General features: G+C 63.8%; 24 protein-coding genes. 11 read left to right on the top strand and 13 right to left on the bottom strand.

The features are described 5' to 3' along the window. Positions 1 to 114: 114 nt before the first annotated feature. Together CGS25_RS16905 and CGS25_RS19355 are read right to left on the bottom strand one after the other, a co-directional pair. Positions 115 to 411 carry an addiction module antidote protein gene (locus tag CGS25_RS16905; RefSeq protein WP_101676185.1) on the bottom strand — a complete coding sequence of 99 codons (297 nt, stop codon included), beginning with the start codon at positions 409 to 411 and terminating at the stop codon, positions 115 to 117. Then, positions 408 to 728, bottom strand: a complete 321-nt coding sequence (locus CGS25_RS19355) for a type II toxin-antitoxin system RelE/ParE family toxin (RefSeq protein ID WP_198588837.1) — start codon at positions 726 to 728, stop codon at positions 408 to 410. Before CGS25_RS19355 ends, CGS25_RS16905 begins: the two co-directional genes overlap by 4 nt. Positions 729 to 1343: 615 nt before the next feature. On the opposite strand from CGS25_RS19355, the gene CGS25_RS16895 reads away from it, so the two are divergent. Both CGS25_RS16895 and CGS25_RS16890 read left to right on the top strand, forming a co-directional pair. Continuing rightward, complete coding sequence (locus CGS25_RS16895; RefSeq protein WP_232802463.1) at positions 1344 to 2006, top strand: hypothetical protein; 663 nt, start codon at positions 1344 to 1346, stop codon at positions 2004 to 2006. Next, a complete protein-coding gene (locus tag CGS25_RS16890; protein WP_101676184.1) occupies positions 2003 to 3565 on the top strand; it encodes a GMC family oxidoreductase in 1563 nt (520 codons plus the stop codon). Before CGS25_RS16895 ends, CGS25_RS16890 begins: the two co-directional genes overlap by 4 nt. Before the next feature lie 153 nt (positions 3566 to 3718). Here CGS25_RS16890 and CGS25_RS16885 read toward each other — a convergent pair whose 3' ends face one another. Then, complete coding sequence (locus CGS25_RS16885; RefSeq protein ID WP_101676183.1) at positions 3719 to 4216, bottom strand: hypothetical protein; 498 nt, start codon at positions 4214 to 4216, stop codon at positions 3719 to 3721. A gap of 55 nt (positions 4217 to 4271) precedes the next feature. Then, entirely contained in the window at positions 4272 to 5351 is a 1080-nt protein-coding gene (locus tag CGS25_RS16880; RefSeq protein ID WP_089032372.1) for an AsmA family protein, read from the bottom strand. 149 nt (positions 5352 to 5500) lie between these two features. On the opposite strand from CGS25_RS16880, the gene CGS25_RS16875 reads away from it, so the two are divergent. Continuing rightward, on the top strand, positions 5501 to 5935 hold the full coding sequence (locus CGS25_RS16875) for an acyl-CoA thioesterase (RefSeq protein ID WP_101676182.1): 435 nt from the start codon (positions 5501 to 5503) through the stop codon (positions 5933 to 5935). Here the strand turns inward: CGS25_RS16875 and CGS25_RS16870 are convergent. The 9 genes from CGS25_RS16870 to CGS25_RS16830 form a co-directional block, all read right to left on the bottom strand. Next, positions 5932 to 7128: a hypothetical protein gene (locus CGS25_RS16870; RefSeq protein ID WP_232802461.1), complete on the bottom strand. Its 1197-nt coding sequence runs from the start codon at positions 7126 to 7128 to the stop codon at positions 5932 to 5934. The two genes, CGS25_RS16875 and CGS25_RS16870, sit on opposite strands and share 4 nt — an antisense overlap. 44 nt (positions 7129 to 7172) lie before the next feature. After that, positions 7173 to 7421, bottom strand: a complete 249-nt coding sequence (locus CGS25_RS16865; RefSeq protein WP_101676181.1) for a BrnA antitoxin family protein — start codon at positions 7419 to 7421, stop codon at positions 7173 to 7175. Further along, entirely contained in the window at positions 7342 to 7653 is a 312-nt protein-coding gene (locus CGS25_RS16860; protein ID WP_101676180.1) for a BrnT family toxin, read from the bottom strand. The genes CGS25_RS16865 and CGS25_RS16860 overlap by 80 nt, the downstream gene beginning before the upstream one ends. A 437-nt stretch (positions 7654 to 8090) precedes the next feature. Continuing rightward, positions 8091 to 10076 carry an acetoacetate--CoA ligase gene (locus tag CGS25_RS16855; protein ID WP_101676179.1) on the bottom strand — a complete coding sequence of 662 codons (1986 nt, stop codon included), beginning with the start codon at positions 10074 to 10076 and terminating at the stop codon, positions 8091 to 8093. Continuing rightward, positions 10073 to 12013 carry an acetyl/propionyl/methylcrotonyl-CoA carboxylase subunit alpha gene (locus CGS25_RS16850; protein WP_101676178.1) on the bottom strand — a complete coding sequence of 647 codons (1941 nt, stop codon included), beginning with the start codon at positions 12011 to 12013 and terminating at the stop codon, positions 10073 to 10075. Before CGS25_RS16850 ends, CGS25_RS16855 begins: the two co-directional genes overlap by 4 nt. 27 nt (positions 12014 to 12040) lie before the next feature. Next, positions 12041 to 12820 (bottom strand): enoyl-CoA hydratase-related protein, encoded by a 780-nt coding sequence (locus tag CGS25_RS16845; protein WP_101676177.1) that lies wholly within the window; start codon positions 12818 to 12820, stop codon positions 12041 to 12043. Positions 12821 to 12994: 174 nt separating this feature from the next. Further along, entirely contained in the window at positions 12995 to 14605 is a 1611-nt protein-coding gene (locus CGS25_RS16840; RefSeq protein ID WP_089032365.1) for a carboxyl transferase domain-containing protein, read from the bottom strand. Between the two features lie 172 nt (positions 14606 to 14777). Then, complete coding sequence (locus tag CGS25_RS16835) at positions 14778 to 15941, bottom strand: isovaleryl-CoA dehydrogenase (protein ID WP_101676176.1); 1164 nt, start codon at positions 15939 to 15941, stop codon at positions 14778 to 14780. Between the two features lie 21 nt (positions 15942 to 15962). After that, on the bottom strand, positions 15963 to 16370 hold the full coding sequence (locus tag CGS25_RS16830) for a MerR family transcriptional regulator (protein ID WP_089032363.1): 408 nt from the start codon (positions 16368 to 16370) through the stop codon (positions 15963 to 15965). Between the two features lie 300 nt (positions 16371 to 16670). Here CGS25_RS16830 and CGS25_RS16825 point away from each other — a divergent pair, with 300 nt between their 5' ends. The 8 genes from CGS25_RS16825 (at position 16671) to CGS25_RS16790 (ending at position 25768) form a co-directional block, all read left to right on the top strand. Next, the gene (locus CGS25_RS16825) at positions 16671 to 18917 is read left to right on the top strand and encodes a response regulator (RefSeq protein WP_232802459.1); all 2247 of its coding nucleotides are present in this window, start codon (positions 16671 to 16673) and stop codon (positions 18915 to 18917) included. A gap of 42 nt (positions 18918 to 18959) precedes the next feature. Next, positions 18960 to 19655 (top strand): NAD(P)H-binding protein, encoded by a 696-nt coding sequence (locus CGS25_RS16820; RefSeq protein WP_232802457.1) that lies wholly within the window; start codon positions 18960 to 18962, stop codon positions 19653 to 19655. 53 nt (positions 19656 to 19708) lie between these two features. Further along, a complete protein-coding gene (rraA, locus tag CGS25_RS16815) occupies positions 19709 to 20191 on the top strand; it encodes a ribonuclease E activity regulator RraA (protein WP_101676174.1) in 483 nt (160 codons plus the stop codon). A gap of 328 nt (positions 20192 to 20519) precedes the next feature. Then, positions 20520 to 22070, top strand: a complete 1551-nt coding sequence (locus tag CGS25_RS16810) for a glucan biosynthesis protein G (RefSeq protein ID WP_232802456.1) — start codon at positions 20520 to 20522, stop codon at positions 22068 to 22070. After that, positions 22070 to 22324 carry a hypothetical protein gene (locus CGS25_RS16805; protein ID WP_101676173.1) on the top strand — a complete coding sequence of 85 codons (255 nt, stop codon included), beginning with the start codon at positions 22070 to 22072 and terminating at the stop codon, positions 22322 to 22324. The genes CGS25_RS16810 and CGS25_RS16805 overlap by 1 nt, the downstream gene beginning before the upstream one ends. Beyond that, positions 22321 to 24456, top strand: a complete 2136-nt coding sequence (gene mdoH, locus CGS25_RS16800; protein WP_089032359.1) for a glucans biosynthesis glucosyltransferase MdoH — start codon at positions 22321 to 22323, stop codon at positions 24454 to 24456. The genes CGS25_RS16805 and mdoH overlap by 4 nt, the downstream gene beginning before the upstream one ends. Before the next feature lie 70 nt (positions 24457 to 24526). Continuing rightward, positions 24527 to 24937 (top strand): CBS domain-containing protein, encoded by a 411-nt coding sequence (locus CGS25_RS16795; protein WP_089032358.1) that lies wholly within the window; start codon positions 24527 to 24529, stop codon positions 24935 to 24937. Positions 24938 to 25201: 264 nt separating this feature from the next. Then, positions 25202 to 25768: a DUF805 domain-containing protein gene (locus tag CGS25_RS16790; protein ID WP_089032357.1), complete on the top strand. Its 567-nt coding sequence runs from the start codon at positions 25202 to 25204 to the stop codon at positions 25766 to 25768. Positions 25769 to 25980: the final 212 nt, after the last annotated feature.

Genomic DNA, 25980 nt, shown 5'->3' with positions numbered 1-25980 from the left:
AACAAGGAATGGCCGATGACAAAAAATACCAGATCGAAACGGCTATACGACGCAACCAGCTCATCGGTAGTGATCAGTTCGCCCGATAACCTGGACCGGTGGCGCAGCCAATCTTCAGGGGAGAACGTTTCCGGCCTGTGCGGTCAGATGAATATCGAATGCACGGAAGACTGCTAACATCGTTTTCAAGGTAGGATTGCCGTGCTCACTGAAAGAGCGATACAACTGCTCCCGTGAAAGGCCGGTGTCGTTGGCTAATTGAGACATGCCTCGGGCTCTCGCGACTACCCCAATGGCATGGGCGATATAGGTTGCGTCGCCGGTTTCGAGTGCGTCGCTGATGAATACGACAATGGCTTCCCGGCTATCCAGATATTCCGCGGGATCAAAAGTAGTGAAGGCTGAGTTCATCGGTTGTCCCTCCATGCTTTCAACTGCGACCGGGCACGTCGGATGTCACGGTTCTGGCTCGCTTTCCGGCCGCCACATAGAAGAAGTATCAACGTATCTTCGTGGCGATGGAAATAAACCCGGTAGCCGGGCCCATAATGAATTCTCAATTCGTTGATACCATGCCCAAGTTGCTTGGTGTCGCCGGCCAGGCCCTCTTTTAGCCGGTCGATCCGATCGCGGATTGACGGGAAAGTGTTTTGTTTTATCGGGTTCGCTGGGCGGTGTGGTGATGTTCTGAGGGCGAATCGAGGACAAGGCGGGCCCGCCCGGGACACGCCACGAGCACGTCCATGTGGGCTCGGGTTTGGCCGTCCATGGCCAAACACGGTCCCGGGCGGGCCCGCCTTGACCTCGATTCGGTGCCACTTGAGGCGTTGCTCGCCGTCCTGGATAGAGGCTTTGCAAAGAAACCGTCGTAAACGCCGGTGAACGGGCAGCGGCTGATCGAACGTAAGAATAAGCCCGCGGGGCGGTGGTTTAAAGACGCCACCAGCAAGCCACCCTGGACGGGCCCGACTTCAGCAAGCCCCCGGCGGCACCCCGGGCGGGTCCTGCTACCCAAGGCGGGCAACCGGGTCGGGCTGGCCAGGACCGTGTCCGGCCATGGACGGCCGGACTCGAGCCCGCACGGAGGCGTCTTTTTGCGTGTCCTGGCCAGCCCGACCCGGTTGCCCGACCCCAGATGGAGAGACCAACCCCACCTCAAAAAACCGACCGCAAAGCCTCTGGTCAAAAACGGATTCCCGCTAAAATGCGATGCACCATAAATTTGCGCGGGGTGTTGCTGGTTGTGCTGTGCGGTCAAGTTCCGCTGTCGGGTAAACACATTGTCCCCATGGGGCTTTTTCAGTAGCTTGAAAATGTATACCCGGCAGCCCGCGAGCCCCTCTATGACACAACATCATGCCCGCCAGGCGGCGGCGACTCTGCAGCGCGGCGTCACGCGCCGGCGGTTCCTGAAGTGGACGCTGATCGGCGCGGCTGGCGCGGCGGCGGTGGCCGCTGGCGGTTTTGCGCTGTTGCGGCGCTCGCCGCTGGACCGGCGCCCGCCGCCGGCGTGGGCCGACGGCCTCAGCCGGCAGGAATTTCATTTGTTTGATCGCGCCCGGGTGGCGTTGCTGCCCACCGCCGGCAGCGTTTTGACGCCGGCGGACCGGGTGCCGGTGGTGGCCAATGTGCAGAGGACGCTGGGGTTCGTGGACGCCGCTACCCGCAAGGATCTGGCCATGGCGTTCACGCTGTTCGATAACGCGGCGGTGTTCAGCCACGGCAAGCGCTTCGTGGATCTGGATGAACAGCAGGCGCGGCTCTGGTTTGATCAGTGGGGGGCGGGCAACACCCTGCAGCGCACCCTGGCCACGGTCATCAAGCAACTGACCTACAGCGCCTATTGGCGGCATCCCAGCACTTGGGCGGCGGTGGAGTTCGATGGCCCGGTGTCCGAGCGCTGGGGGCTGGCGTATCTGGGCAACGCGCCCCTGCCGGTGGAACCGCCAGCAGCGGAGCCGCCGGATGCGGTACGGCCGCAAGCCGGCCGGGGGGCGTCCGTATGAGCGCGATGAAATGGCAGTCCAGTGGTTTGCCGGTGGTGCAGGCCAGCGATATTGCCGAGGCCACAGTCAATCTGGAGGCGGACGTGGTGATCGTTGGCTCCGGGGCGGGCGGGGCAGTGACCGCCTATGAACTGGCGCGGCGCGGCAAGCGGGTGATCGTTCTGGAAGCGGGGCCGTACATTCCTTCGCGGGCGTTCACCGAACGTTTCGCCACCAGCCTGGAGACGCTGTATCAGGATCACGGCGCGCAGACCAATAAGAGTGGTGATCTGCTGGTGCTGCAGGGCGCCTGCGTGGGCGGCTCGACGGTGGTCAACGCCTGCGTTTGCTTCCGCACTCCGGATTTCATTCTCCAGGACTGGCAGCGGGATTTCGGCCTGACGGAGCTGACCCCGGAGGCGATGGCGCCCTATTTCGAGCGGGTGGAGAAGAACCTGTCCATCGAGGAAAACAAGGAACATGAGATCGCCCGCCACGGCCAGTTGATCCGGGCTGGCGCCAATAAGCTGGGCTGGTCGGTGAAACCGTTCAAACGCAATATCCGCGATTGCGCGCTGACCGGCCATTGCCTGTCTGGCTGCAAGACCGAGCGCAAGCAATCGATGTTGGTCAGTTATTTGCCCTGGGCGACGGCACACGGCGCGCGCATTTATGCCGATACGCGGGTCACCCGGGTGCTTACCGACAACGACCGGGCGATTGGCGTGCGTGCCGAAGTGATTGGCCACGATGGCGTCAAGGTGGCGGACATGACCGTCAAGGCGCCACGGGTGATCGTTGCCGCCGGGGCGGTGCAAACGCCTTTGCTGTTGCTGAAAAGCGGCGTTGCCAACCGTTCCGGGCAGGTGGGCAAGAACTTCGCCTGCCATCCGTCGTTGTACGTGTCCGCTCGCTATCCGCAGCCGGTGCACGCCTGGCGGGGCGCCATGTTGGGGGTGTACGTGGATCAGTTCATGCACCCGGATAACGGCGGTTTCGTGCTTGAGGACGGCGGCGCGGGGGTGGTGGAAATGGCGATGAGCGCCGAGCCCGGCACCGGCAAGCCGTTTATGGATTTCATGGGCGACGCCCGTTATCTGGCCGGCATCGTGACTCTGATTCATGACCACAACGTCGGCACCATCCGCTGGGACGACGAGCGCAAGGTGATCGATTATCAGCTTGCCGACGCGGATTTCCCGTCCATGAAACGTGCGCTTAAAGCCGCCGCGCGCCTGCACCTGGCCGCCGGCGCCGAGGTGGTTTACGTGCCCTCCAGCGAACGCCTGGAAATTCGCTCCGAGGCGGACATCGACGCCACCGTTGAAGCCCTGGAAAACGCCCCGCAGCATTTGCGCATGGTCAGCTATCACCCGCAGGGGAGCTGCCGCATGGGCGCCGACCCGCAGCACAGCGTGGTCAACGTGGACGGCGAAAGCCACGATGTCAAAGGCCTCTACATCGCCGACGCCAGCCTGTTGCCCACCTCGATCATCGTTAACCCGCAGGTCACGGTGTACGCGTTGGCTACGCGGATCGCGGAGAGGATGGTTGGGCGAGTTGGAAAAGTTGAAAGTTGAAAGTTAAAAGTTAAACGCGGGAGAGCCCATGCCTGCCGATAGGGCCCGGCCGCGCCGACACGCAGGGGCATACCGCGGGCAGGGCGAGCAATCCGATTGAGCTTTTATCGCGTTCAACTTTTAACCTTTAACTTTCAACATGTTTTGCCTTCTTCATTCCCCCCGCAAAATCATTACCCGATACACGTTGCCGGGAATCTGGTAGGCGCGGATGTCGCTTTCCTTGGCCATGCAGGCGCCGTGTTGGGGGTTGAGGCGGCACCAGCGCACCTGGGGGGCGCTGCCGATGGGCAGGCTGAAGCGGGTGGCGTAGCCGCTGTCCTGGCCCAGGCCAATCCAGATCTGGTTGGCGCGCCAGTCGCATTCGCTGTCTTGGAACTGATCAAGCAGCAGGTCGAAACGCAGGTTCTGGCCTTGCTCGCGCGGGTCGATCTGAAAGCCCACTTCACCGACCGGGCAACTGGTGTTGCCGGCGCTGTAGAGCACATCCACGCGCACTTCACTGGCGGGCAGGGGCGGATCAATACGCAACTGGTATTGCCAGCGTTTGTGCGCCACGGCGTTGGGCGTGGGCTGAAACGCCGGCGGGCTGACGCAGGCGCTGAGCAGCAACGGCAACAGCAACAATGGCCAGGCCGGATATCGCGCCATGGTGTTCTCCTTATAGCCGCAACCGGCGGGGTAGTGTAGCCGGTCGCGGGCGCTTTTATTGATCCCGCTCTTCGCTGTCGAAGTTGGGGTTAAACGCCTTGATGAAGGCGTTGCGCAGGATCGCCACGAACGCCTGCCAGGTGCTGATTTCGCTCTGATCGACACTGCCGTTGAGCTCCACGCGCGTGGCGAACTGGTCCTGGCGCTGGTTTTTCAGCAGCGTCTGGGTGCCGCCGACCAGGGCTTCCCAGAGACCACTGAAGAAGCCTTTGTCCGGGTTGCGCATGTCTTGCTTCCAGTTGAAGACGTCAACGTCCTTGAACAGCGGTTTGATGTAACCGGAGAGCTGGCCGTCCCGGGCGTGGGCTTCCATCACCAGGTCGCCGTGACCGCCGGCGAAGTCGAAGTTGCCGTAGGCGCGGGACAGGTCATTGAGGCGGGGCAGACGCACATCGGTGACACGCAGCAGAAAGTCGAAATCGCGCAAATCGCCGAACGGGTCGAAATCGGCGCTGGTTTCCAGCGGCGCTTCGCCGAGCACTTGGGCGGTGCCGCGCAGATGCGCTACCCGGGTGCCCTGGCCTTCGCCCTGGGACACGTTGGTGAGGTTGGTGACCCTGGCGTTGACCTGGGTGGCGAGCACCGCCACCGGCGGCTCCGAGGTGAAGTTGCGGAACGCGAACCGGCCGTTTTCCACACGCACTTCGTTGAGCGTGATCGGCACCAGATCCTGAAGCTGCTTGCGCCAGTCGGTGCCGGCACCGGTCTGGCCCTGGTCCGGGTTGTCGCCGCCGTCGACGAAATTGAGCCGGGGCTGTTCGAACACCACTCGTGCCACCAGGGCATGGTCATACCACAGCGCCCGCCAGCTGACGGCCAGGTCAATGCCCGGCGCATCCAGCAGTGGCGCGGGCACCTTGCCACTGGTTTTAACGATGCTCAGCCCTTCGATGCGATAAGCACCGCGCCACCAGGCCAGATCCACGTCTTCCACATGACCACGGTAATCGCCCAGATCGGCGAGTTTGTCGTTGAGGTAGTTGAGCACCAGCCAGGGCAGGGCCAGGTGCAGGGCGAGCAGCAGCACGGCCAGGGTAATCAGGCCGATCAGAGGAATCCGGTATCGACGTTTCATAACGGCATCCTTGCGGTTGGCGTGACGAGCCGCGATGGCGGCCGGAGCGCGGTTCTGTCACCGGGACACACAGGTTATCATTGCGCGGCGCTGTGTGGATGTGTTTCCGCTCACTCCCGCAGCGATGCCTTCCCAGCCAAGGAGTACCCATGAGTGACGCCAAAACCCGCCCGCCGCGCGAGGAATTCGGTTACCTGTGCCCGGTGGACAGCCGCTGGGCGGACAACGACGTCTATGGCCACATCAACAACGTGGTCTATTACAGCTACTTCGATTCCACCATCAACCGCTATTTGATCGACCACGGTGGCCTGGATATCCACCAAGGCGAGGTGATCGCCTACGTGGTCAGTTCGGGTTGCGACTATTTCGAGGCGGCCGCTTACCCGGAGAGCCTGGCCATCGGCATGCGCGTGGATAAGCTGGGCAACAGCTCGGTGCGCTATGGGTTGGCTCTGTTTGGCGAGACCGGCCAGGCCAAGGCGCTGGGGTTCGTGGTGCATGTGTTCGTGGATCGCGCCAGCGGCCGGCCGGTGGCGATTCCCGATACCCTGCGCGCGGCGCTGGAAAAGCTGGTTCATTAACGGGAAACGGCGTTGACCGTGATCGCCGGTGGCGCGAATTGCCGCCGCGCCCAGCCGGCGGCCGAGAGCCCGTGGCTGTCGCGGGAAAAGTACAGTTCGGCGACGAAATAGAATTCGTCGCCGAACGGCAACCCTTGCAGGCGAAAGCCTACGTTCGGGCGCTGGCCGGGAAAACGCTCGGGCTCATCATCAAGGGCCGGGTCGTCCTGGTAAATAAAGCGCGCGGCGGTGTCGAACCCGTCCGCGAAATGCAGTCGGGCGAGCAGGTCAAAGCCGCGCCCGGTGCCGAACCACAGCCAGTTTTCCCGGCCCACCGGCTGCTCCATCATGTCGCGCTCGGGGTCCGAGAGGCGCCCGTCCACCCGTGCTTCCAGGTCGCCGGTCCAACTGGTGCGCAGCCGCGCGCCTTCCAGAGCATTGCCGTCCACGGTAACCCGCGCCGAGGGTTCGCGCAGCACGGCGGCGGCGAAGCCGGGGATCGTTAAGCGGCTGTGCACCGCCACCGCGTTGTCCATAAGAATGAAATAGTTGTGCACGGTGAGCACCGGCAGGCCGGCCACGCGCACCCGGGTGGTGGCGTAGACCAGGGTGGCGAGCGGCCCTTCGATCACTTCGCGGATGATCGGGTCGAGATTCTCGTTGGTCAGGGTGAGGCGGGCGCCGGCGCTGAACACGCCGGCGCTGAGCCGCAGCTTGAGGCTGTCGAGCAGGCTCGGGCCGTGGTCCGCCGGCGGCTGGTACTCGTCATAGAGGAAGTCGCCCCATTGGAACAGGTTGTCGTCTTCCAGGTTGAGCCGGTAGTGCGCGGTGTAGATCGCCAGGGGCGAGCGGGTCAGCGTCACCGCCGGGGGGAAGCCCTGAAACGGTGGGCGATCAAGCACATACAGGGTGCGTTTTGGGCCGGCACCGCCGAGTGTCAGCGTCGCCACCACGTTGTCCGGCAGCGCCCCGGGCCGGGGCGCGCCGGCGTCCTCATCGCGCAACAGCAGCCGGTCGCCAGCACCGATGCGGTTTGTCGGCAGTTGCCGCTCGGCGTCCTTGTCTTTGTCGAAGTAGGGCTGGCGGCCATCGGACCAGGCAATCCACTGGTGCGGCACGCTCTGAAAGCCGCCGTTGGCGTAGCGCGCCAGTTCCAGGGCCGCCGGATCACGGCCCAGCAACGGGCCCAGGGCCGGGCCGTGCAGCTCCAGCACCGCGCTCCATGCCGTCGGCGCCAGCAGCAGAAAGAGGAACAGCGTCAGATATCGGATAATCGATCCGCCATGCGCGTTTGCCAGCCAGGCCCGGTGGCCTTCCATTTTTCCAGCACGTCCTGCGGCAAACGGATGGTCACCTGCCTGCGCGGATTACGCACCGGCGGGCGACCGCGCCGCACCAGTTTCTCACCCTCGTATAGCGCCGCCTGGTCAAGCATCTCCCGGGTGATCTCCGGGGCTTCGTCCCGATCCGGCCAGGACGCTTCGGAAACGTTTTTCTTCCCGCTCATTGGCCTTCCTCATGCTGATAATGCGCCGGCCGTCGTTTCGTGGTGTCCACACCAGAACCACCAGACGGCGCCGTAAATGACCGATCGTGATATAGCGCAGCTCCTGATAATTCCATCGTTCGTCCATCAACGTGAAATGAACATCGCGGAACACTACCGCCGCCTCGGCGAAATCCAAACCGCGCTCCGCCAGCGTCCATTTCCGCTTAGCGCGATCAAAGCTAATATTCATTTATTGTAGTTACATAAAAGTGAATGACAACAACAATCTGTTGTGCATCACGCTAACAGGCAAGGTAGGGCGGGTCTGTCCGTCAGAAACGATTTGGAATGTAGGAAAACAGCGGCAGTGCTTCGACGAGCTGGTGCGGCGGGACGCGCTACCTGTTCCCGGCATCGCTGCAGCGCCGCCGTGGGAGATAGCCTGGCGCGCTTACACGCAGCACGCCTGCACGCTAACACGTGCGCTGGCGCCCCGGCCTCGTAAGGTTCGAGGCAACAGTGCCGTGCCATTGGGCCAAAAGACGTCGTCGGAAGCTGGACGCTGGACGCTGGACGCTAAACCCTTAATCGGATTGGTGTGACGTGTTTTCTGTTACGTCTGCGTTGCAGAAAACATGTCCATTCTTTCCGCGCCGGGTTTTAGCGGCCGGCGTCCGGCGTCCGGCGTCAAGCGTCACGCGCCCCCAACTCAGGCCGATCCGCGAAATGCTCCAGCGCGTCCGGGTTGGCCAGCGCGTTGCGGTTGCGCACTTCGCGGCCGTGTACCACGTCGCGCACCGCCAGCTCGACGATTTTGCCGCTCACCGTGCGTGGAATCTCCGGCACGGTGAGAATCACCGCCGGTACGTGGCGCGGGCTGGCGCCGGCGCGAATGGTGGCGCGAATGGTTTTTTGCAGATCATCGGTAAGTTCAACACCGTCGGCGAGCACCACGAACAGCACCACGCGCACGTCGCCCTGCCATTGCTGGCCAATCACGATGGCTTCGCGGATCTGTTCCAGGGTTTCCACCTGGCGATAGATCTCGGCGGTGCCGATGCGCACGCCGCCGGGGTTGAGCACGGCGTCGGAACGGCCGTGGATCACCAAGCCGTCGTGGCCTTCGTGGGCAATGATTTCCGCGTAGTCGCCGTGCGCCCAGATGTCCTTGCCCAGCGAGGCGAAGCGCTCGAAGTAGGCATCGTGGAAGCGCTGCTCGTCGGGGTCGTTCCAGAAGGCCACCGGGCAGGCGGGAAAGGGCGACAGGCACACCAGCTCGCCTTTTTCGCCACTCACCGGCTGACCGTCGTCGTTGACCACCGCCACGTCCAGGCCCAGCCCCAGGCACTGCAACTCGCCCCGGTACACCGGCAGCATCGGGTTGCCGAGCGCGAAGCAGGAGATAATGTCGGTGCCGCCGGAAATTGAGCTGACCAGCAGATCCGGTTTGACCTGTTGGTAAAGAAAATCGTAGCTCTCGTGCAGCAGCGGCGAGCCGGTGGAGAGCAAAGTGCGCAGGGTGCCGAGATCATGGCTGTCGCGCGGCACGGCGCCGGCTTTCTCCACCGCCTGGATAAACTTGGCGCTGGTGCCGAAGTGGGTGATGTTTTCCGCGTCGACGAGATCGAACAGGCGGGTGGCGTCCGGCCACGCCGGGTTGCCGTCGTAGAGCACCAGGGTGGCGCCGGTCTGCAAGCCACCGACCAGCCAGTTCCACATCATCCAACCGCAGGTGGTGAAATAGAACAACACGTCGTCGCGGGTCAGGTCGCCGTGCAGACGGTGTTCCTTGGCGTGTTGAATCAGGGTGCCGCCGGTGCCGTGCACGATGCACTTGGGCGCGCCGGTGGTGCCGGAGGAGTAAAGGATATACAGCGGATGATTGAACGGCAGCTCGGCGAACGGCGGCGCCGGCTCGGCGGCGGCCAGCCAGTCGCTCCAGTTGAGTGCCTGGCGCACGGCGGTGCGCTCGCCCTTGCCGGGAATCACCACCATCAATTGCGGCGCCAATTGTTCACGCAACTGGTGAAGGCGATCGTCCAGTTCGATCCACTTGCCGTTGTACTGATAACCGTCGCAGGCGAACAACACCTTGGGTTCGATCTGGCCGAAGCGATCCATCACCCCCTGGATGCCGAAATCCGGAGAACAGGAGGACCAGATCGCGCCGATCCAGGCGGCGCCGAGCGCCGCCACCACGGTTTCGATGCGGTTGGGCATATAGCCGGCGACCCGGTCGCCGGGCTGCACGCCGGCGGCTTTCAATTGCGCCGCCACCTGACCGGCGGCCACGCGCAGGCCGGTGTAACTGATTTCCTGGCGGTCACCGCCTTCGCCGATGCTCACCAGCGCCGGGTGGTCGTCCTGGCGGGCGAGCAGATTTTCCGCCAGGTTGATGCGTGCCTCGGGAAACCAGCGCGTATGCCGGAAGGTGCCCGAGGCTTCCAGCACCCGGGCGCCTGGTTCGCCGCGCAGGTCGCAAAAACGCCAGACCTGATCCCAGAACGCTTCTGGTTGGTTCACCGACCAGCGGTGCAGGGCCCGGTAATCGGCGAAGCGTTCGCCGCTGTGCTGCTCGGCCTGGCGCCAGAAGTCGCTCAACTGGCTGTGGCTCAGGCGCGCCTGATCCGGTTGCCAGAGAGGGGTCGGGAGAGGTGTGGATTGTGTTGTCATTCTTCCTCCGTTGCAAAATCGACCAGCAGGGCGCCCTCGGCGACGCTGTCGCCGGCACTCACCGCAAAGCTTCGTACCGTGCCCGCCGCCGGGGCGCGCAGGGTGTGTTCCATCTTCATGGCTTCCAGGGTGATCACCGCCGCGCCAGCGGTGACGGTGCTGCCCGGTTGCACGTGGCAGGCGACGATGGTGCCGCTCATCGGCGCGCTGAAACCGCCCTGACCGCCGGCGCGTTCGCTCTCGCGGCTGGGATGAGTTTGAATCGGGTAACCCTGACCGTTGATAAACAGCCAGGTCACGCCATCGTGATGCAGGCCGTGGCCGGCCAGGTGTTGAGCGCCCCAATTCAGCTCGAAGCGCGGCGCTTGCCAGCGCCATTGGTAAGCGTTGCGTTCACCGTCCACGCTGGCATTGTGTCGATCCAGGATCACCGTGACCAGCCGCTCATCAAGACGCATTGGCAGTAGGGTGGTACGCCGTCCCAGTGGCCGCCAACTGTTCAGTGTTCGCCAAGGGCCGTTGCCCTCGATGCGCTCGGCGACCAGGGCCGCGGCGGCCACCGCCATGGCGCCTTGCGGCGGCGTCGCCGGTTCCATCAGTCGCGGTTGTTTCTCCAGCAAGCGGGTGTCCAGTTCGGCGCTGGCGAAGGCGTCGCTGTTGAGCACCCGGTGCAGAAAGGCGCCGTTGTGATGAACCCCGCCCAGCATCAGTGATTCCAGGGCGTTGGCCAGACGGCGCCGTGCCTGATCGCGGTCCTCGCCGTGGCTGATCAGCTTGGCGATCATCGGGTCGTAGTGGTCGGACACCGTGTCGCCCTGTTCAAAGCCGCTGTCCACGCGGATGCCGGCGGGCCAGCGCAGCGGCGACAGCGTGCCGGAGGAGGGCAGGAACTGCTGGTAGGGATTTTCCGCGTACAGGCGCACCTCCAGGGCGGCACCGTGGCGGTGAATGTCGGATTGCAGTTTGGGCAGCGGCTGGCCCTGGGCCACCGTCAGTTGCCAGGCGACCAGATCCTCGCCGGTGATCATTTCGGTGACCGGGTGTTCCACCTGCAACCGGGTGTTCATCTCCATAAAGAAGAATTCTCCCTCGGGGGAGAACAGAAACTCCACGGTGCCGGCGCCGCGATAATCAATCGCCAGGGCGGCCTTGACCGCCGCCTCACCCAGCGCCTGGCGCTGCGCTTCACTGAGGCCGGGGGCGGGCGCTTCTTCAATGATCTTCTGATGGCGGCGCTGCACCGAGCAATCCCGTTCGAACAGATGCACGGCATTGCCGTGCTGGTCGGCGAACACCTGCACTTCCACGTGGCGGGCGGTGGGCAGGTAGCGCTCCAGCAGCACCCGGTCATCGCCGAATGCGCCTTTCGCCTCTCGGCGGGCGGCGGCCAGGGCCTCGTCGAAGCCGGCGGCTTCGTTGACCGCGCGCATGCCTTTGCCACCGCCGCCGGCGACCGCCTTGATCAGCAGTGGAAAGCCGACCCGTTGTGCCTCGGCGGCCAGGGTGGCGTCGTCGGCGCCTTCCTGGTCGAAGCCGGGCAGCACCGGCACACCGCTCTCGGCCATCAACTGGCGGGCGGCGGCTTTGTCGCCCATTACCCGGATCGCCTTGGCGTCGGGGCCGACGAAGATCAGCCCGGCGCGCTCGCAGGCGGCGGCGAACGCGGTGTTCTCGGACAAAAAGCCATAGCCGGGGTGAATCGCATCGGCGCCGCTGTCCAGCGCCGCCTGGATCACTTTGTCGATGTCCAGATAACTGTCGCGGGCGGCGGCCGGGCCCAAACGCACCGCCTGATCCGCTTCGCGCACATGGGGCAAGCTGGCGTCGGCGTCGGAATAGACCGCCACCGAGCGGATGCCCTGTTGCCGGCAGGTGCGCAGGATACGTCGGGCGATTTCCCCACGGTTGGCGATCAGGAGCGTATTGATGGCTGGCATCGGTTTACCCTCGTTGGCAGGCGGTGGTCATGGGGTCACCCAGTTCGGCGCGCGCTTATCCAGAAAGGCGCCCAGGCCTTCCTGGCCTTCCTGGCCGGTGCGCAATTCCGCGATCAGCGCGGCGGTGTAGTCGATCAAGGCGTCGTCGACGGCGCTGTGGTCGGCTCGGTGGGCCAGCTCACGGGCGCGCAACTGGGCGTCGGGCGCGCCGGCCAGCAATGCCTCGACCAGGGTCTCCACGGTGGCGTCCAATTGTGCTTCCGGGACCACCTCGTGGACCAGGCCCAGGGCCAGGGCGCGTGGCGCCGGGATCACCTCGGCGGTCATGAAATAACGCCGTGCCTGGCGCGCGCCCAGGGCACGCACCACGTAAGGGGCGATCACCGCCGGCAGAATGCCGAGGCGGACTTCGCTGAGGCAAAAGCGGGCGTCGTCCGCGGCCACCGCGATGTCGGCGGCGCAAATCAGCCCCAGGGCACCGCCATAAGCGGCGCCCTGCACCCGCGCGATGACCGGCTTGGCGGCGCGGTCGATGGCGCGCATCAGCGCCGCCAGGCGCAGCGCGTCGTCGCGGTTTTGCTGCGCGTCGAGCGCGCCCATGGCGCGCATCCAGTTGAGATCGGCGCCAGCGGAAAAGTGTTTGCCGACGGCGTCGAGCACCATCACCCGCGTATGGCCGTCGGTGCCGGCCCGCTCGAACGCTTCGATCATCGCTTCGATGAGGGTGTCGTCGAAGGCGTTGCGTTTGTCCGGGTTGTTCAGGGTGATGCGGGTCACCGGGCCGGTGGTGGTGGTTTCCACGCTCATTGTTTTCTCCGAAGTTTGGGGGAGGCCGGACGCCAGACGCCAGACGCCAGACGCTTAACCCTGGGCGTCCAGGTGTGACGTGTTTCCTGACAGGCTGTGCCGAGCTGACAGGAAACACGCCGATCCTTTCAAAGCCGGGTGTAAGCGTCCGGCGTCCGGCGTCCGGCGTTATCGTCACATCCGAAACACCCCATACCGAGTCTCCCCAATCGGCGCGTTAAGGCTTGCCGAAATCGCCAGACCCAGAACATCGCGGGTGTCGGTGGGGTCGATGACGCCGTCGTCCCAGAGGCGGGCGCTGGCGTACCAGGGCTGCGCCATGGTTTCGTATTGCGCGGTCATGTCGTCTTGGAACCGTTGCGCGTCCTGGTCGCTCCAGTGTTCGCCTTTTTTCTTTAGCGAGGCGGCCTTCACCTGGGTCAGTACGCTGGCCGCCTGTTCGCCGCCCATCACCGAGATGCGCGCGTTGGGCCACATGAACATAAAGCGCGGGTCGTAGGCGCGCCCGCACATGCCGTAGTTGCCAGCGCCAAAGCTGCCGCCGGTGATCACGGTGAATTTGGGCACGCTGGCGCAGGCCACCGCGTTGACCATCTTGGCGCCGTGTTTGGCGATGCCCTCGGCTTCGTATTTTTTGCCGACCATAAAGCCGGTGATGTTCTGCAGAAACAGCAGCGGAATGCCGCGCTGGTTGCACAGCTCCACGAAGTGGGCGCCCTTGAGCGCGGATTCCGAATAGAGCACGCCGTCGTTGGCGAGAATGCCCACCGGATAGCCGTGAATGCGCGCGAAGCCGGTGACCAGGCTGGTGCCGTAGTTGGCTTTGAATTCGTCCAGATCGGAGCCGTCGACAATGCGCGCGATCAATTCCCGCGCCGGCATCGGCGAACGGGTGGTGGGCGGAATCAAGCCGTACAGTTCGTCCGCGTCGAACGCCGGCGGGCGTGGCTCGCTGACGTCGAGTTGCTCGGGTTTACGCCAGTTCAGGCGCGCCACGCAACGGCGCGCCAGATCCAGGGCGTGGGGTTCGTCGTCGGCCAGGTGATCGGCGACGCCGGACTGCTCGCCGTGCAACGCGGCGCCGCCCAACTCTTCGGCGCTGACCACCTCGCCGGTGGCGGCTTTCACCAGCGGCGGGCCGGCCAGGAACACGGTGGAATGATTGCGCACCATGATCACTTCGTCGGCCATGGCCGGCACGTAGGCGCCGCCGGCGGTGCAGGAGCCGAGCACCACGCTGATCTGCGGAATGCCGCGCGCGGACATGTTGGCCATGTTGAAGAAAATCCGGCCGAAGTGGTCGCGGTCCGGGAACACCTCATCCTGGCGCGGCAAATTGGCGCCGCCGGAGTCCACCAGGTACAGGCAGGGCAGGCGGTTCTCGGCGGCGATGGCCTGGCAGCGCAGGTGTTTTTTGACCGTCAGCGGATAATAACTGCCGCCTTTCACGGTGGGATCGTTGGCGACGATCATGCACTCCACGCCGCTGACCCGGCCGATGCCCGCGACGCAACCGGCGGCGGGCACATCCTCGCCCGGGTAGACGCCGTCGGCGGCGAGCGCGGAAATTTCCAGAAACGGCGAACCCGGATCGAGCAAACGCAGAATCCGTTCGCGCACCGGCAACTTGCCACGCTCGCGCAACCGCGCCTCCGCCGCCTCGCCACCGCCATGGGCAACCCGTTCAAGTTTTTCCTGCAACTGCTCACGCAACGCCAGATTGTGTTCGCGGTATTGAGCGTACTCGGGGGCGCTTTTGTTGAGTTGGGTGATGATTTTTGGCATGGGTTATACCTCGCTGGACGCCGGACGCTAGACGCTAGACGCTAAAACCCGATTCGGAATTCGTTGCGGTGTTTCCTGCAGCGCTGTTTTTGTACGTCGGCTTGAGCATAGCGAAAGCCGACAAAGCGTCCGGCGTCCGGCGTCCGGCGTCCGGCGTCTGGCGTCTGGCGGTTCACACCGTCTCATTAAACAACTCCCGGCCGATCAGCATGCGTCGAATCTCACTGGTGCCGGCGCCGATTTCATAAAGCTTGGCGTCGCGGAGCAGGCGGCCGGTGGGGTAGTCGTTGATGTAGCCGTTGCCGCCCAGGCATTGGATTGCGTCGAGGGCCATTTGCGTGGCGTTCTCAGCGCAATAAAGGATGGCGCCGGCGGCGTCTTTGCGGCTGCCGCGGCCGGCGTCGCAGTTGCGCGCCACCTGATAAAGATACGCGCGGCTGGCGTTCAGGGTGACGTACATGTCCGCCAGTTTGCCCTGCATCAGCTGAAACTCGCCGATCGCCTGGCCAAACTGTTTGCGCTCGTGAACGTAAGGCATCACCACGTCCAGGCAGGCCTGCATAATGCCGGTGGCGCCGCCGGAAAGAACGGTGCGTTCGTAATCCAGGCCGCTCATCAGAACCCGCACGCCTTCGTTGAGCTTGCCGAGAATGTTTTCGCGCGGCACCGGGCAGTCCTGGAACACCAGTTCGCAGGTGTTGGAGCCGCGCATGCCGAGCTTGTCGAGTTTCTGCGCTTGCGAGAAACCGGGGAAATCGCGCTCGACGATAAAGGCGGTGATGCCACGCGGGCCCGCGTCCGGCTGGGTCTTGGCGTAGATCACGTAGGTGTGGGCGTCGGGGCCGTTGGTGATCCACATCTTGTTGCCATTGAGCAGATAGTGATCGCCTTTCTGGTCCGCGCGCAGGCTCATGCTGACCACGTCCGAGCCGGCGCCCGGTTCGCTCATCGCCAGCGCGCCGATGTGCTCGCCGCTGACCAGCCCGGGCAGGTATTTTTCCCGCTGGGCGTCGGTGCCGTTGAGGAAAATCTGATTCACGCACAGGTTGGAGTGGGCGCCGTAGGACAGGCCGATGGACGCCGACGCCCGCGAGATTTCCTCCATCACCAGGGTGTGGGCCAGGTAGCCCAGGCCGGCGCCGCCGTATTGCTCGCTGACGGTGATGCCCAGCACGCCCAGATCACCGAGCTTCTTCCACAGCTCGTTGGGGAACAGATTGTCCTGGTCCACGCGGGCGGCGATCGGCGCGATCTCCTTGCGGGCGAACGCCTGCACGCTGTCGCGCAGGGCGGTGAGGGTATCGTCGAGTTGAAAATCCAGGCCGCCGTTGAACATGGTCGGTGTTTCTCCCGGTGGTTATTCTTTGAAGGTTTCCGCGTTGTCGGCCAGTTGCCGCATCGCCTCGCGGGCGCGCAGCTCGGCGTCGTCCAGGTGCTCACGCATGCCCTGGATATCCCGCAACTGCTGGTCCAGTTGTTCGCGCTTTTCGCTGATCTTGTTGAGCAGAGCGTCCAGTTGATGGCGGTTATCGCTGCTTGGCTGGTACAGACTGATCAGGTCACGGGACTCGGCCAGCGAAAACCCCAGCCGCTTGCCGCGCAGGATCAGCTTCAACACCACCCGATCCGCCGGCGTGTAGATGCGCGTCTGGCCACGGCGGCGGGGGCTGAGCAACCCCTGATCTTCGTAGAAACGGATGGTCCGGGTGGTGACGTCGAATTCCCGCGCCAACTCGCCGATGCCGTAGGTTTGTTTGATGGTCATGGGGTGAGAGGCTAAGGGAAGTTTACGTAAACGTAAAGTGCTAGACGCCGGACGCCGGACGCCAGACGCCAGACGCCAGACGCCAGACGCCAGACGCTAAAACCGGTTCGGACATCACTGGCGTGTTTCCTGGGGTGCTTTCCTGGCTTGGCAGGAAACACACCGGTAGTTTCCGATTAGGGGTCTTAGCGTCCAGCGTCCGGCGTCCAGCGTCCAGCGTCCAGCGTCCAGCGTGTTTGCGTGCCGCGCAGCGCACACCGTGTTACCTTTAGCGCCCGCTGGTTCCGAGGGTGAGGGTCAGTGATTTATCGGAAAGATCGTAAGGTCCTTAAGCGCGTTGATTTCGGGGCCGCCAAGAACTCGTTGATGGGGGTGTTGGCGGCCCTTGTGGTGTATGCCCTGGTCACGGCCTGGGGCGGGGTGTATTACGCCTACGAACTGGAGACCATGCTGGCCGGTGGCGCGGTGGTGGTGGTGACCGCGTACCGCCTGTGGCTGGTGGCGCGCTTCGACGCTCTGTACGGCGCCGGGCCGGCGCGTTGGCGGCGGCTGTTCGGCGTTGGCCTGCTGATGCACGCGCTGGTGTGGGGCGTGATCCCGGCGTGGCTGGTGTGGCGCGTGGGCACTGGCTTCAACTTCTTCGTGGTGATCCTCTACAACGTGGGTGTGACCACCGCCCTGGGCAGTTCCTGGATGGCGGGTCTGCGGCTGCGTCAGATCTATATTCTGATGATGTTCCTGCCGGTGACCGGGTCGTTGATGCTGCACAGCGGGTTGGAAGAATGGCTGCTGGGCTTGCTGATCGCCGCTTACACCTTCTACTTGTTCCGCCTTTACCGTGGCCAGTACGAGCTGTTCTGGCACGCCGTTACCCGCGAGCGCCGAGGCAGCCCGGAGCAGCGCCGCGATCTTCCGGCCAGCACCGACATCCAGCTCAGCCTGGTTTACCGGCTCGCCCATGAGCTGCGCACGCCGATGAATTCGGTGATGGGCATGATGTCGTTGGTGGAAGAGACCGAGCTGAACGACGAGCAGAAGGAATACCTGCAGGTGGCCGGGCAGAGCGGCAAGCTGATGCTGACGCTGATCGACGATGTGCTCGATTATTCGCGCATCCTCACCAGCCGCATCACCCTGAGCCCGGATTACTTCGACCTGCGCGGGGCGCTCGAGCAAACCCTGGAAGCGTTCGGGCCAATGGGCCAGAGCAAGGGGCTGGAGATCTCCGCGGTGATCGACCAGATGCTGCCGCGCCGGGTGCGCGGTGACCGCGACCGGCTGCTCCAAGTGCTCACCAACCTGCTCAGCAACGCGATCAAGTTCAGCGACCAGGGCGAGATTCGCATCGACGTGGACTTTACCGCCGAAGGGGAAAACGACGGCGTGTTGCGGGTGCGGGTGGCGGATCAGGGCCAGGGCATGGACCCGGATACCCTCAAGCATTTGTTCGAGGATCAGTTCCTGGAGGGCGGCAAGGACGCCTTCGCGGTGCGCCACGCGGGTTTTGGCCTGCTGGTGTGCAAGGGCCTGATCGAGGCGATGGGCGGCGCCATCGGCGCCGAGAGCGTGGAGGGCGAGGGCTCGACCTTCTGGTTCACCGTGCGTCTGGGCATGCAGGCGGACATGAGCGAATCCTACAAGTTGATCAAGGCAATGGGCGGTTTGCAGGGTCTGGTGGTGGGCGCCGCGCCCGGCGCCCAGGCCTGTTTGCAGGAGGAGTTCGAAGCGCTCGGCAGCCAATGCCAGGGCGCACGCGATTACGACCATGGGCTGCAGGCCCTGCGCGCCGGCCACCGCGAACAGGTGGCGTTCGATCTGCTGCTGGTGGACACCTGGGGGCGCCGTGACCTGGCGCTGAACCTGTGTCGCAGCGTGCTGAACGACCCCGCCTTGCGGCCGGTCAAGCTGATTCTGATGTGCACCATCGAAGAACGTGCCGAGCCCTCCATACAACGTCTTCTGGAACGCCACGGCCTGGTCACGGTGGTGCGCCCGGTGCACCGCACCAGCCTGCGCACGGCGCTCAGCAAGCTGCTCGGTGTGCCACGGCAAACGCCGGTGCGGGACATGCCCACCGAGACCCCGGAAGAGCGTGCCCGGCGTGGTCTTAACCGCCTGTTGCTGGTGGAAGACAACGAAGTCAACCAACTGGTGACGCGGGGCATGTTGGGCAAACTCGGTTACCCGGTGAAAACCGTCAACAACGCGGAGACCGGCCTGGCGCTGCTGGAGCAGGAGCCGTTCGACCTGGTGCTGATGGACTGCATGATGCCGGAGCTGGACGGTTTCAGCGCCACCCGCGCTTTGCGTGAACGCGAGCAGCGCGAGGGTCTGCCGCGCACCCCGGTGATCGCGATTACCGCCAATACCGCGGACGGCGTCCAGGCGCGCTGTCTGGCCGCTGGCATGGATGACTTTCTGGCCAAACCGGTGCATCTTCAGGAGCTGGAAACCGTACTGCGGCGCTGGCTGGCGGGTCCGCCCCCGGACACCGACGATGACTCCGGCGAGAGCGGCGCGGGCCCTGGAAGCGGCGTCGGCGGCTGAACATCGGCGCAATCTCCATCGCCCGCCGGGCAAGGGGAAGAGATGATGACCCGTACAGCCTTGATCCTCGGTGCCACCGGCCTGGTGGGCGGTCAGTGCCTGCGCTTGACGCTGGCCAGCCAGGCCTATGACGAGGTGCGCGTGCTGACACGCCGGCCGCTGGCCATTGAACATCCGCGCCTGCGTCAGACGGTGATTGATCCGGATCACCTGGATCAGCATCACCATGAGTTCCAGGTCGATGACCTGTTCTGTGCCCTGGGGACGACCATGAAACGGGCCGGTTCCCGGGAGGCATTCCGGCGTGTCGATGAAGACCTGGTGGTGCGCGCCGCGCGGCTCGCTCTGCAGGCCGGCGTGCAACGGTGTTTGGTGGTTTCGGCGGTGAATGCGCGGGCCCGCTCACCGTTTTTCTATGCGCGGGTGAAAGGCGAAATGGAGCAGCGTCTGGAAACAATGGGCTTGCCGATGCTGGCGTTTATGCAGCCCTCGTTGCTGCTCGGAGAGCGCAGCGAGGCACGCCGTGCCGAAGCCCTGGGTGCGCGGCTTTCCAAATGGCTGCAGCCGGTGACCCGCTGGACCGACGCCCACTGGCTGCCGGTGCAGGCCAGTCTGGTGGCGCAGGCGATGGTCGGCATGGCCCTGCTTGGGCCATCCACCGGCACTTACCGGGTGCGCTATCGGGATTTCCCGGTGTTCGCCGGTCAGTTCAAGCAGCGTTATCCGCAAACCTTCTAATCCTGAATCGTCCAATCAGCCCGCCTTTGGCGGGCCCCAATCAAGGAGTGAACATGAGCTTCGTCACCTGCGACCTGTGCGATGACAACGCCGATCTGGTGTCGGTGGTAACCGGGCTGAACTGGTTCAGCTATGGCGGCCGCAAGGCCTTCGGCGGCGAGATCGTCACGGTGAAATGCTTCGAGGACAATTCCCGGGTCAAGGAGCGGTTGGCCACGGACGGCACCGGCAAGGTGCTGGTGGTGGACGGTGGTGGCAGCCTGCGCAATGCCCTGATCGGCGACATGATCGCCGAAAGCGCGGTGAAAAATGGCTGGCAAGGGGTGATTATTCATGGCGCCTGCCGGGATGTGGATGAGTTGGCCAAGCTGGATGTGGGCGTCATGACCCTCGGGTGCGTACCGATCAAATCGGTGCGCCGGGGCGAAGGCCAGCTTGATGTCGAGATCGTCTTCGGTGGCGTGGTATTCCGCTCCGGCGAGTACGTCTATGCGGACAATAACGGCGTGATCACCGCGCCGAAAGCGCTGCTTTAGGGGCGCTAGACGCCGGACGCCGGACGCCGGACGCTAGGATCAAAACCCAATATTACGAGCATTGCGGCTACGCAAGCGCACTTTGCGCGCACCGATCGTTGAGGTGCCAGGGTTTGGCGTCCGGCGTCCGGCGTCCGGCGTCTAGCGCCTGCCACCCCTCCCATTTTATATTTTAATACGTTGCTGAGATCGTCCCGGTGTTGTCACATTCGGGTCCCTGGCCGATGATAGCGATAACGCTGGGCGCTGGGCCCGGTGGCGCCAAGGATTGGTTTTTAATGCTGTGTTTCGCGGTTATTCATTCTGGTTTTGCTTTGGATGCTTGCCCATGAAGCGTTATCGTTTTGCGCTGGCATCCTGCTTGTTAACGGTCTTGGTAATGATGTTGCCGTCGCTGGCGACGGCGTTTGACTTCGACGATGTGATCGCCGAGGCCCGAGGTCTGGCGGATCAGGCGTATAAGCCGCCGCCGCCGGTGCCACAGTTTCTCCAGGATCTGAACTACGATCAGTATCAGGGAATCCGCTTTAAACCACAGAACAGCCTGTGGGCGCCGAGCAAATCCCGCTTCCAGGTGATGCTGGTGTCGCCGGGGTTGTTCTTCAAACACGCCGTGCGCATGCATGTCATCGATGCGCAGGGTCTGCACGACATCGACTACGACAAAAGCAATTTCACCTTCGATAACGAAGAACTGAGCCGCCGGGTGCCAGCGGATCTGGGCTACGCCGGCTTCAAGCTGACCTACCCGATGCACGACGCGGGCACCCAGAACCAGTTTCTGGTGTTTGCCGGCGCCAGCTACTTCCGCGCCGTGGGCCGCGATAACGCCTTCGGTTTGTCGGCACGGGGCATCGCCGTGGACACCGGGCTGCCCTCCGGCGAGCAGTTTCCTTCTTTCACCGAGTTCTGGCTGGTGCGTCCTGCCGCCGGTGACGAGGTGGTAAGCATCTATGCGTTGCTGGACGGCCGCCGCCTGACCGGCGCCTACCGGTTCGATGTGCGCGCCGGCGACGCCACGGTGATCGACGTAAAGGCGCGGCTGTTTCCCCGTGATGGCATCCAGATGCTGGGCATCGCTCCGCTCACCAGCATGTTTTTCTACGGCAGCAACACCGGCCGGCCACTGGGCGAATGGCGGCCCCGGGTGCACGATTCCGACGGTTTGCTGATTCAGAACGGCGGCAGTGGGGAATGGCTGTGGCGGCCTTTATTGAACCCGGCCGGGCTCAAGATGGATTATTTCCTGACCGAAAACGTGCGCGGCTTCGGGCTGATGCAGCGCCAGGAACGCTTCGAGGATTTCGCCGACTTCGGCGCCAAATATCAGGATCGTCCAAGCGCCTGGGTGGCACCCCAGGGCGATTGGGGTAAGGGCCGAATCACCCTGGTGCAACTGCCCACCCGGACCGAGACCAACGACAATATTGTCGCTTTCTGGACCCCCATGGAACCGGTTACCAAGAATCAGACGCTGAGCTTTGATTACCGGCTGACGTTTGGCGACCGTGACATCGCCGGTATTCAAACCGGCCAGGCGCTGGACACCTACGTGGGCGATGGCAACAAGGTGGGCGGCGGCAACAGCGAAGGGGCGTACCGGGTCATTATCGACTTCGGTGATGGCGTATTGGACAGTCTGTCCGCGGACGCCGCGGTGACCAGCAACGTCACCGCGGGCGGCGACGGCGAGGTGATTGAACACTTCGTGGAATACCTGGCGCCGGTCAAGCGCTGGCGCCTGTCGATCCTGGCCAGGCCGGCGGAAGGCCAGCCCCTGCAGCTGCGCGCTTTCCTCAAGAAAGGCGAGGACACAGTGTCCGAGACCTGGTCCTACGAAATTCCCGTCAACAACGACATCCTCGGCGGCCGCCGCTGATGTCAGGCACCCTGGCGGAACAGGCGCTGGCGCGGGTTCTCTCCTATCTGCACGGCGCCGGCGTGGACATCACACCGGCGGTCACCGCCGACGTGCTGCGGCTGATCGGGCAGGCGCTTATGGATGACCCGCAGCGATTGCTGGCGCGGGTGATGCAACGGTTGCCCGACCACTTCGACCTGCCGGCGCCGCCGCTGCCATCGGCGGTGCCGGCGTTGCACCGTGGCAGCATTCGCTACGCCGCGCAACGATGAACGACGTACCCCACGACACCCGGCTTGAACGCCGCCGTCGCCATTGGAAGCGCGCGGCGGTGTGGCGTCGCTCCCTGCTTAGCCTGCTGGTGTTGAGCCAGACCCTGGCCGGGGTCTACGTGATGATCTCGGTGCTGCCTTATCACGCCAGCAATTATCTGGAGCAGAGCATCGTGGTGTTGTTCGCGGTGCTGTTCGCGTGGATTTCGGTGGGCTTCTGGACCGCCATGCTGGGTTTCGTGGTGCGTCGTTTTGGTGGCGATCGATTTTCCCTGGTGCGCCGTCACGATGCCGCGCGCCTGCGTGCCACGCCCCTGGCGCGCACCGCCATTGTGATGCCGATCTACAACGAACCAGTGTCGCGCACGCTGGCCGGCCTGCGTGCCACCATCGAATCCCTGCGCGCCACCGGCGAGCTGGATTATTTCGATTTCTACGTGCTTTCGGACAGCCGCGACGCCGACGTGTGGCTGGCCGAGCGTGGTGGTTGGCAGCGCTTGTGCGACGACCTGGGTGTGCAGGGCCGGCTGTTTTATCGTCACCGGCCGGTCAATCTGAATTTCAAAAGCGGCAACGTGGCGGATTTTCTGCGCCGCTGGGGCCGTGATTATCGTTACATGGTGGTGCTCGACGCGGACAGCCTGATGGGCGGCGACACCCTGGTCAGGCTGGTGCGCCATATGGAGCTGGAGCCCGGGGTGGGGATCCTGCAAACCAACCCAACGCTGGTCAATGCCCGCTCCGCGTTCGCCCGCTTTCAGCAGTTCGCCAACCAGATCTATGGCCCCCTGTTCAGCACCGGCCTGGCGGCGATCCAACTGGGGGAGGCCGCCTATTGGGGCCATAACGCGATCATCCGTTGCGACGCCTTCATGGCGCACTGCGGGTTGCGCCGTTTGCCCGGCCTGGGTTTGTTTCGGGGCTCGATCATGAGCCATGACTTCGTCGAAGCGGCCTACATGGGGCGCGCCGGTTATGAAGTGTGGATGGAGCCGGAGCTGGGTGAAAGTTATGAGGAATCGCCGCCCACGCTGGTGGACGAGCTGACCCGGGACCGGCGCTGGGCGAAGGGCAATCTGCAACATCTGTGGTTGTTTCTGGTCGGCCATAAGCTGCGTTTCGCCCATCGCATGGCGTTTCTCAATGGCATCCTCTCCTATCTGGCGTCGCCGATCTGGCTGGTGTTCCTGATTCTCACCAGTATCGAAGCGACGCGGCTGACACTGTGGCCGATCAACTATTTTCCCGACCGGCAAAGCAGCATGTTCCCGGTCTGGCCGGAGTGGCATCCGCATTGGGCGGTGGGGTTGATTCTGAGCACCGTGTTTCTGTTGTTCTTTCCCAAACTGCTGGCCATCGTCGATGTGCTTCTGACTGGCCGGCGTCGTCAGTTTGGGGGTTTCCCCCACTTGCTGGTATCGGTGCTGGGCGAGCTGTTGGTGTCCACCTTGCTGGCGCCGATTCGCATGCTCGCTCACAGCCGCTATGTGCTGGAAGCGCTGGCCAACATGTCGCTGCACTGGGGTGGGCAAAACCGCGACGAAGAGACCGGCTGGCGCCAGGCTCTGCTCAGCCAGGCGCCGGGCACCGTGCTGGCCTTGGGGTGGGCGGCGTTCGCCTGGTGGCTGGACCGGATGTTTTTTTTCTGGTCCCTGCCCGTGGCTCTGCCATTGATTTTCGCCGCGCCCACCTCGGTGTTGCTGAGCCGGGTGGCGATCGGTGATTGGCTGCGCCGGCGGCGTCTGTTGATCACCCCGGAGGAGCAGCAGCGTTCAGTGCTGGTCAGTGCCATCGCCGAGCCGGTGCAATTGGAGGACGTTGTTCTCAACGGCTTTGAAGCGGCGGTGATCGACCCGTCCCTGAACCGTCTGCATCGGCATCATGCGCGCCGCCGCCGGGTATTGGACCAAGACGAGCTGGCGCACTGCCGGGAGCGCTGTCGTGACCTCGGCCCCGCCGCGCTCAATCGCCGGCAGTTGAACCTGTTGGCCCACGATGCCGACAGTCTGGCCATTTTGCATGAGCATGCCTGGCAGGCATCGGCGCGCGGCTTTTGGGGCGGCCGGTTGGCGATATGGATGGCTCACCAAAGTGAGCGGCGATCTCACGACACGGCGCGCGGCCTGGAATAGCCGCCCGTTTGCCGTTAGGCTTTGTTACGCCGATTGCACGGAAGAACAATAAGCTTCAAGGGAAGAAGCCATGCCAAAAACACTCCAGATCAGTGATTATATGCAACGTGACCCGTTCACGTTGACCCCGATAATGGGCTTGCGCCAGGCCATTGATGGGCTGCTTGATCACAAGCTTTCCAGCGCCCCGGTGGTAGAGCAGGGCCGGCTGGTGGGCATGTTCTCGGAATCCGACGGCCTGAAAGGAGCGTTGGACGCCGGCTATCATGGCGCCGACCCGGGCCGCGTCGCGGATTACATGAGCCGTGAGCTGCACACCCTGAGTTCCCTGGCCACGGTGCAGGAAGCCGCTGAACTTTTTTTGCGCCATCACCGTCGCTGCCTGCCGGTGGTGAGCGGCGAGCGATTGATCGGCCAGTTGAATCGGAATGATATTTTGCGTGCCGCCATGGCCTCCGCGGAGCCGTCGTTGCCGTCTTGAAAGTAAAAGACGCGTACCGGTTCCCAGCGGCGCCGGGCACGCATGGATACACTGCCGCTGATTCATTATTCGCACTAGGGCCTGTTCACACTAATTTAGACGGCCGCGTTGCTGCCCCAAAGCGGGCCAGGCAAGGCGCGAGGAGAGAGGTTTAGTATGCTAAATGACCGACGAGCAACACCGCCTGGCCCGCTTTGGGGCGCAACCCGAGCGGCCTCCGGCGCGACCATCAAAATTAGTGTGAACAGGCCCTAGGGGGAAACCATGAATCAACCTTATCAAGCGCCGAACGCCGACCTCACCCAGGGCGGTGACAATCACACCACGTATCAACCGCGCATAATGCAGGCCAGCGGGCGGCTTGGGCGGGTCCGCTATGTGGTGTATGCGATGACGATTTCGCTGCTGGTCTATGTGGCCATTGGCGTCGTCGGTGCGCTGGTGGGCATGCTTTCCAGCGAGCCGGGGCCGCTGATTTACGTGGTCGGCCTGTTGGCGATGGTGGGCGGTGTGTTCGCCACGGTGATGTCGATCATCTATGGCATCCGCCGATTGAACGACATCAATGCCAGCGGCTGGTTGATTCTGCTGCTGTTCGTACCGATCGCCAATTTCGTGATCGCGCTGATCCTGTTTTTCGTGCCGGGCAGCAAGGGCGCCAACAAATACGGCGTTAAACCCACCGCCAACAGCGGTGGCCTGATCGCCGCGCTGGTGGTGCTGCTGGTTTTAACCGTGGCCTGGATTGGCGTGATGGCGGCGGTGGCCGTGCCGGCCTATCAGGATTACGTGCAGCGGGCGCAGTTTGAGAGCCAGTACCAGAGTTATTGATCGCCGTCGCGGTTGTCTTCGGTGTTTCGTTTTCCGTGTTCAACCGCAAAAAAAAGGTTCATCGCGCTTTGGCGGGAATTGGCTTTTGGGATTGTGTCTGGGTGGCGCTATTGAGGGCGCGGGACAAGGGCGGTGCCTTCCGGGACCGCTCAAGCCATCCCTAGTCGCTGTTTGTTTGGCCATCCCTGGCCAAACAGCTCCCTCCAGGCACC

This window comes from Alloalcanivorax mobilis, assembly GCF_002864685.1.
In the GTDB taxonomy this organism is placed as follows: domain Bacteria; phylum Pseudomonadota; class Gammaproteobacteria; order Pseudomonadales; family Alcanivoracaceae; genus Alloalcanivorax; species Alloalcanivorax mobilis.
The sequence above is the reverse complement of the archived record's forward strand: the minus strand, read 5'-3'. Positions and strand labels throughout refer to the sequence as shown.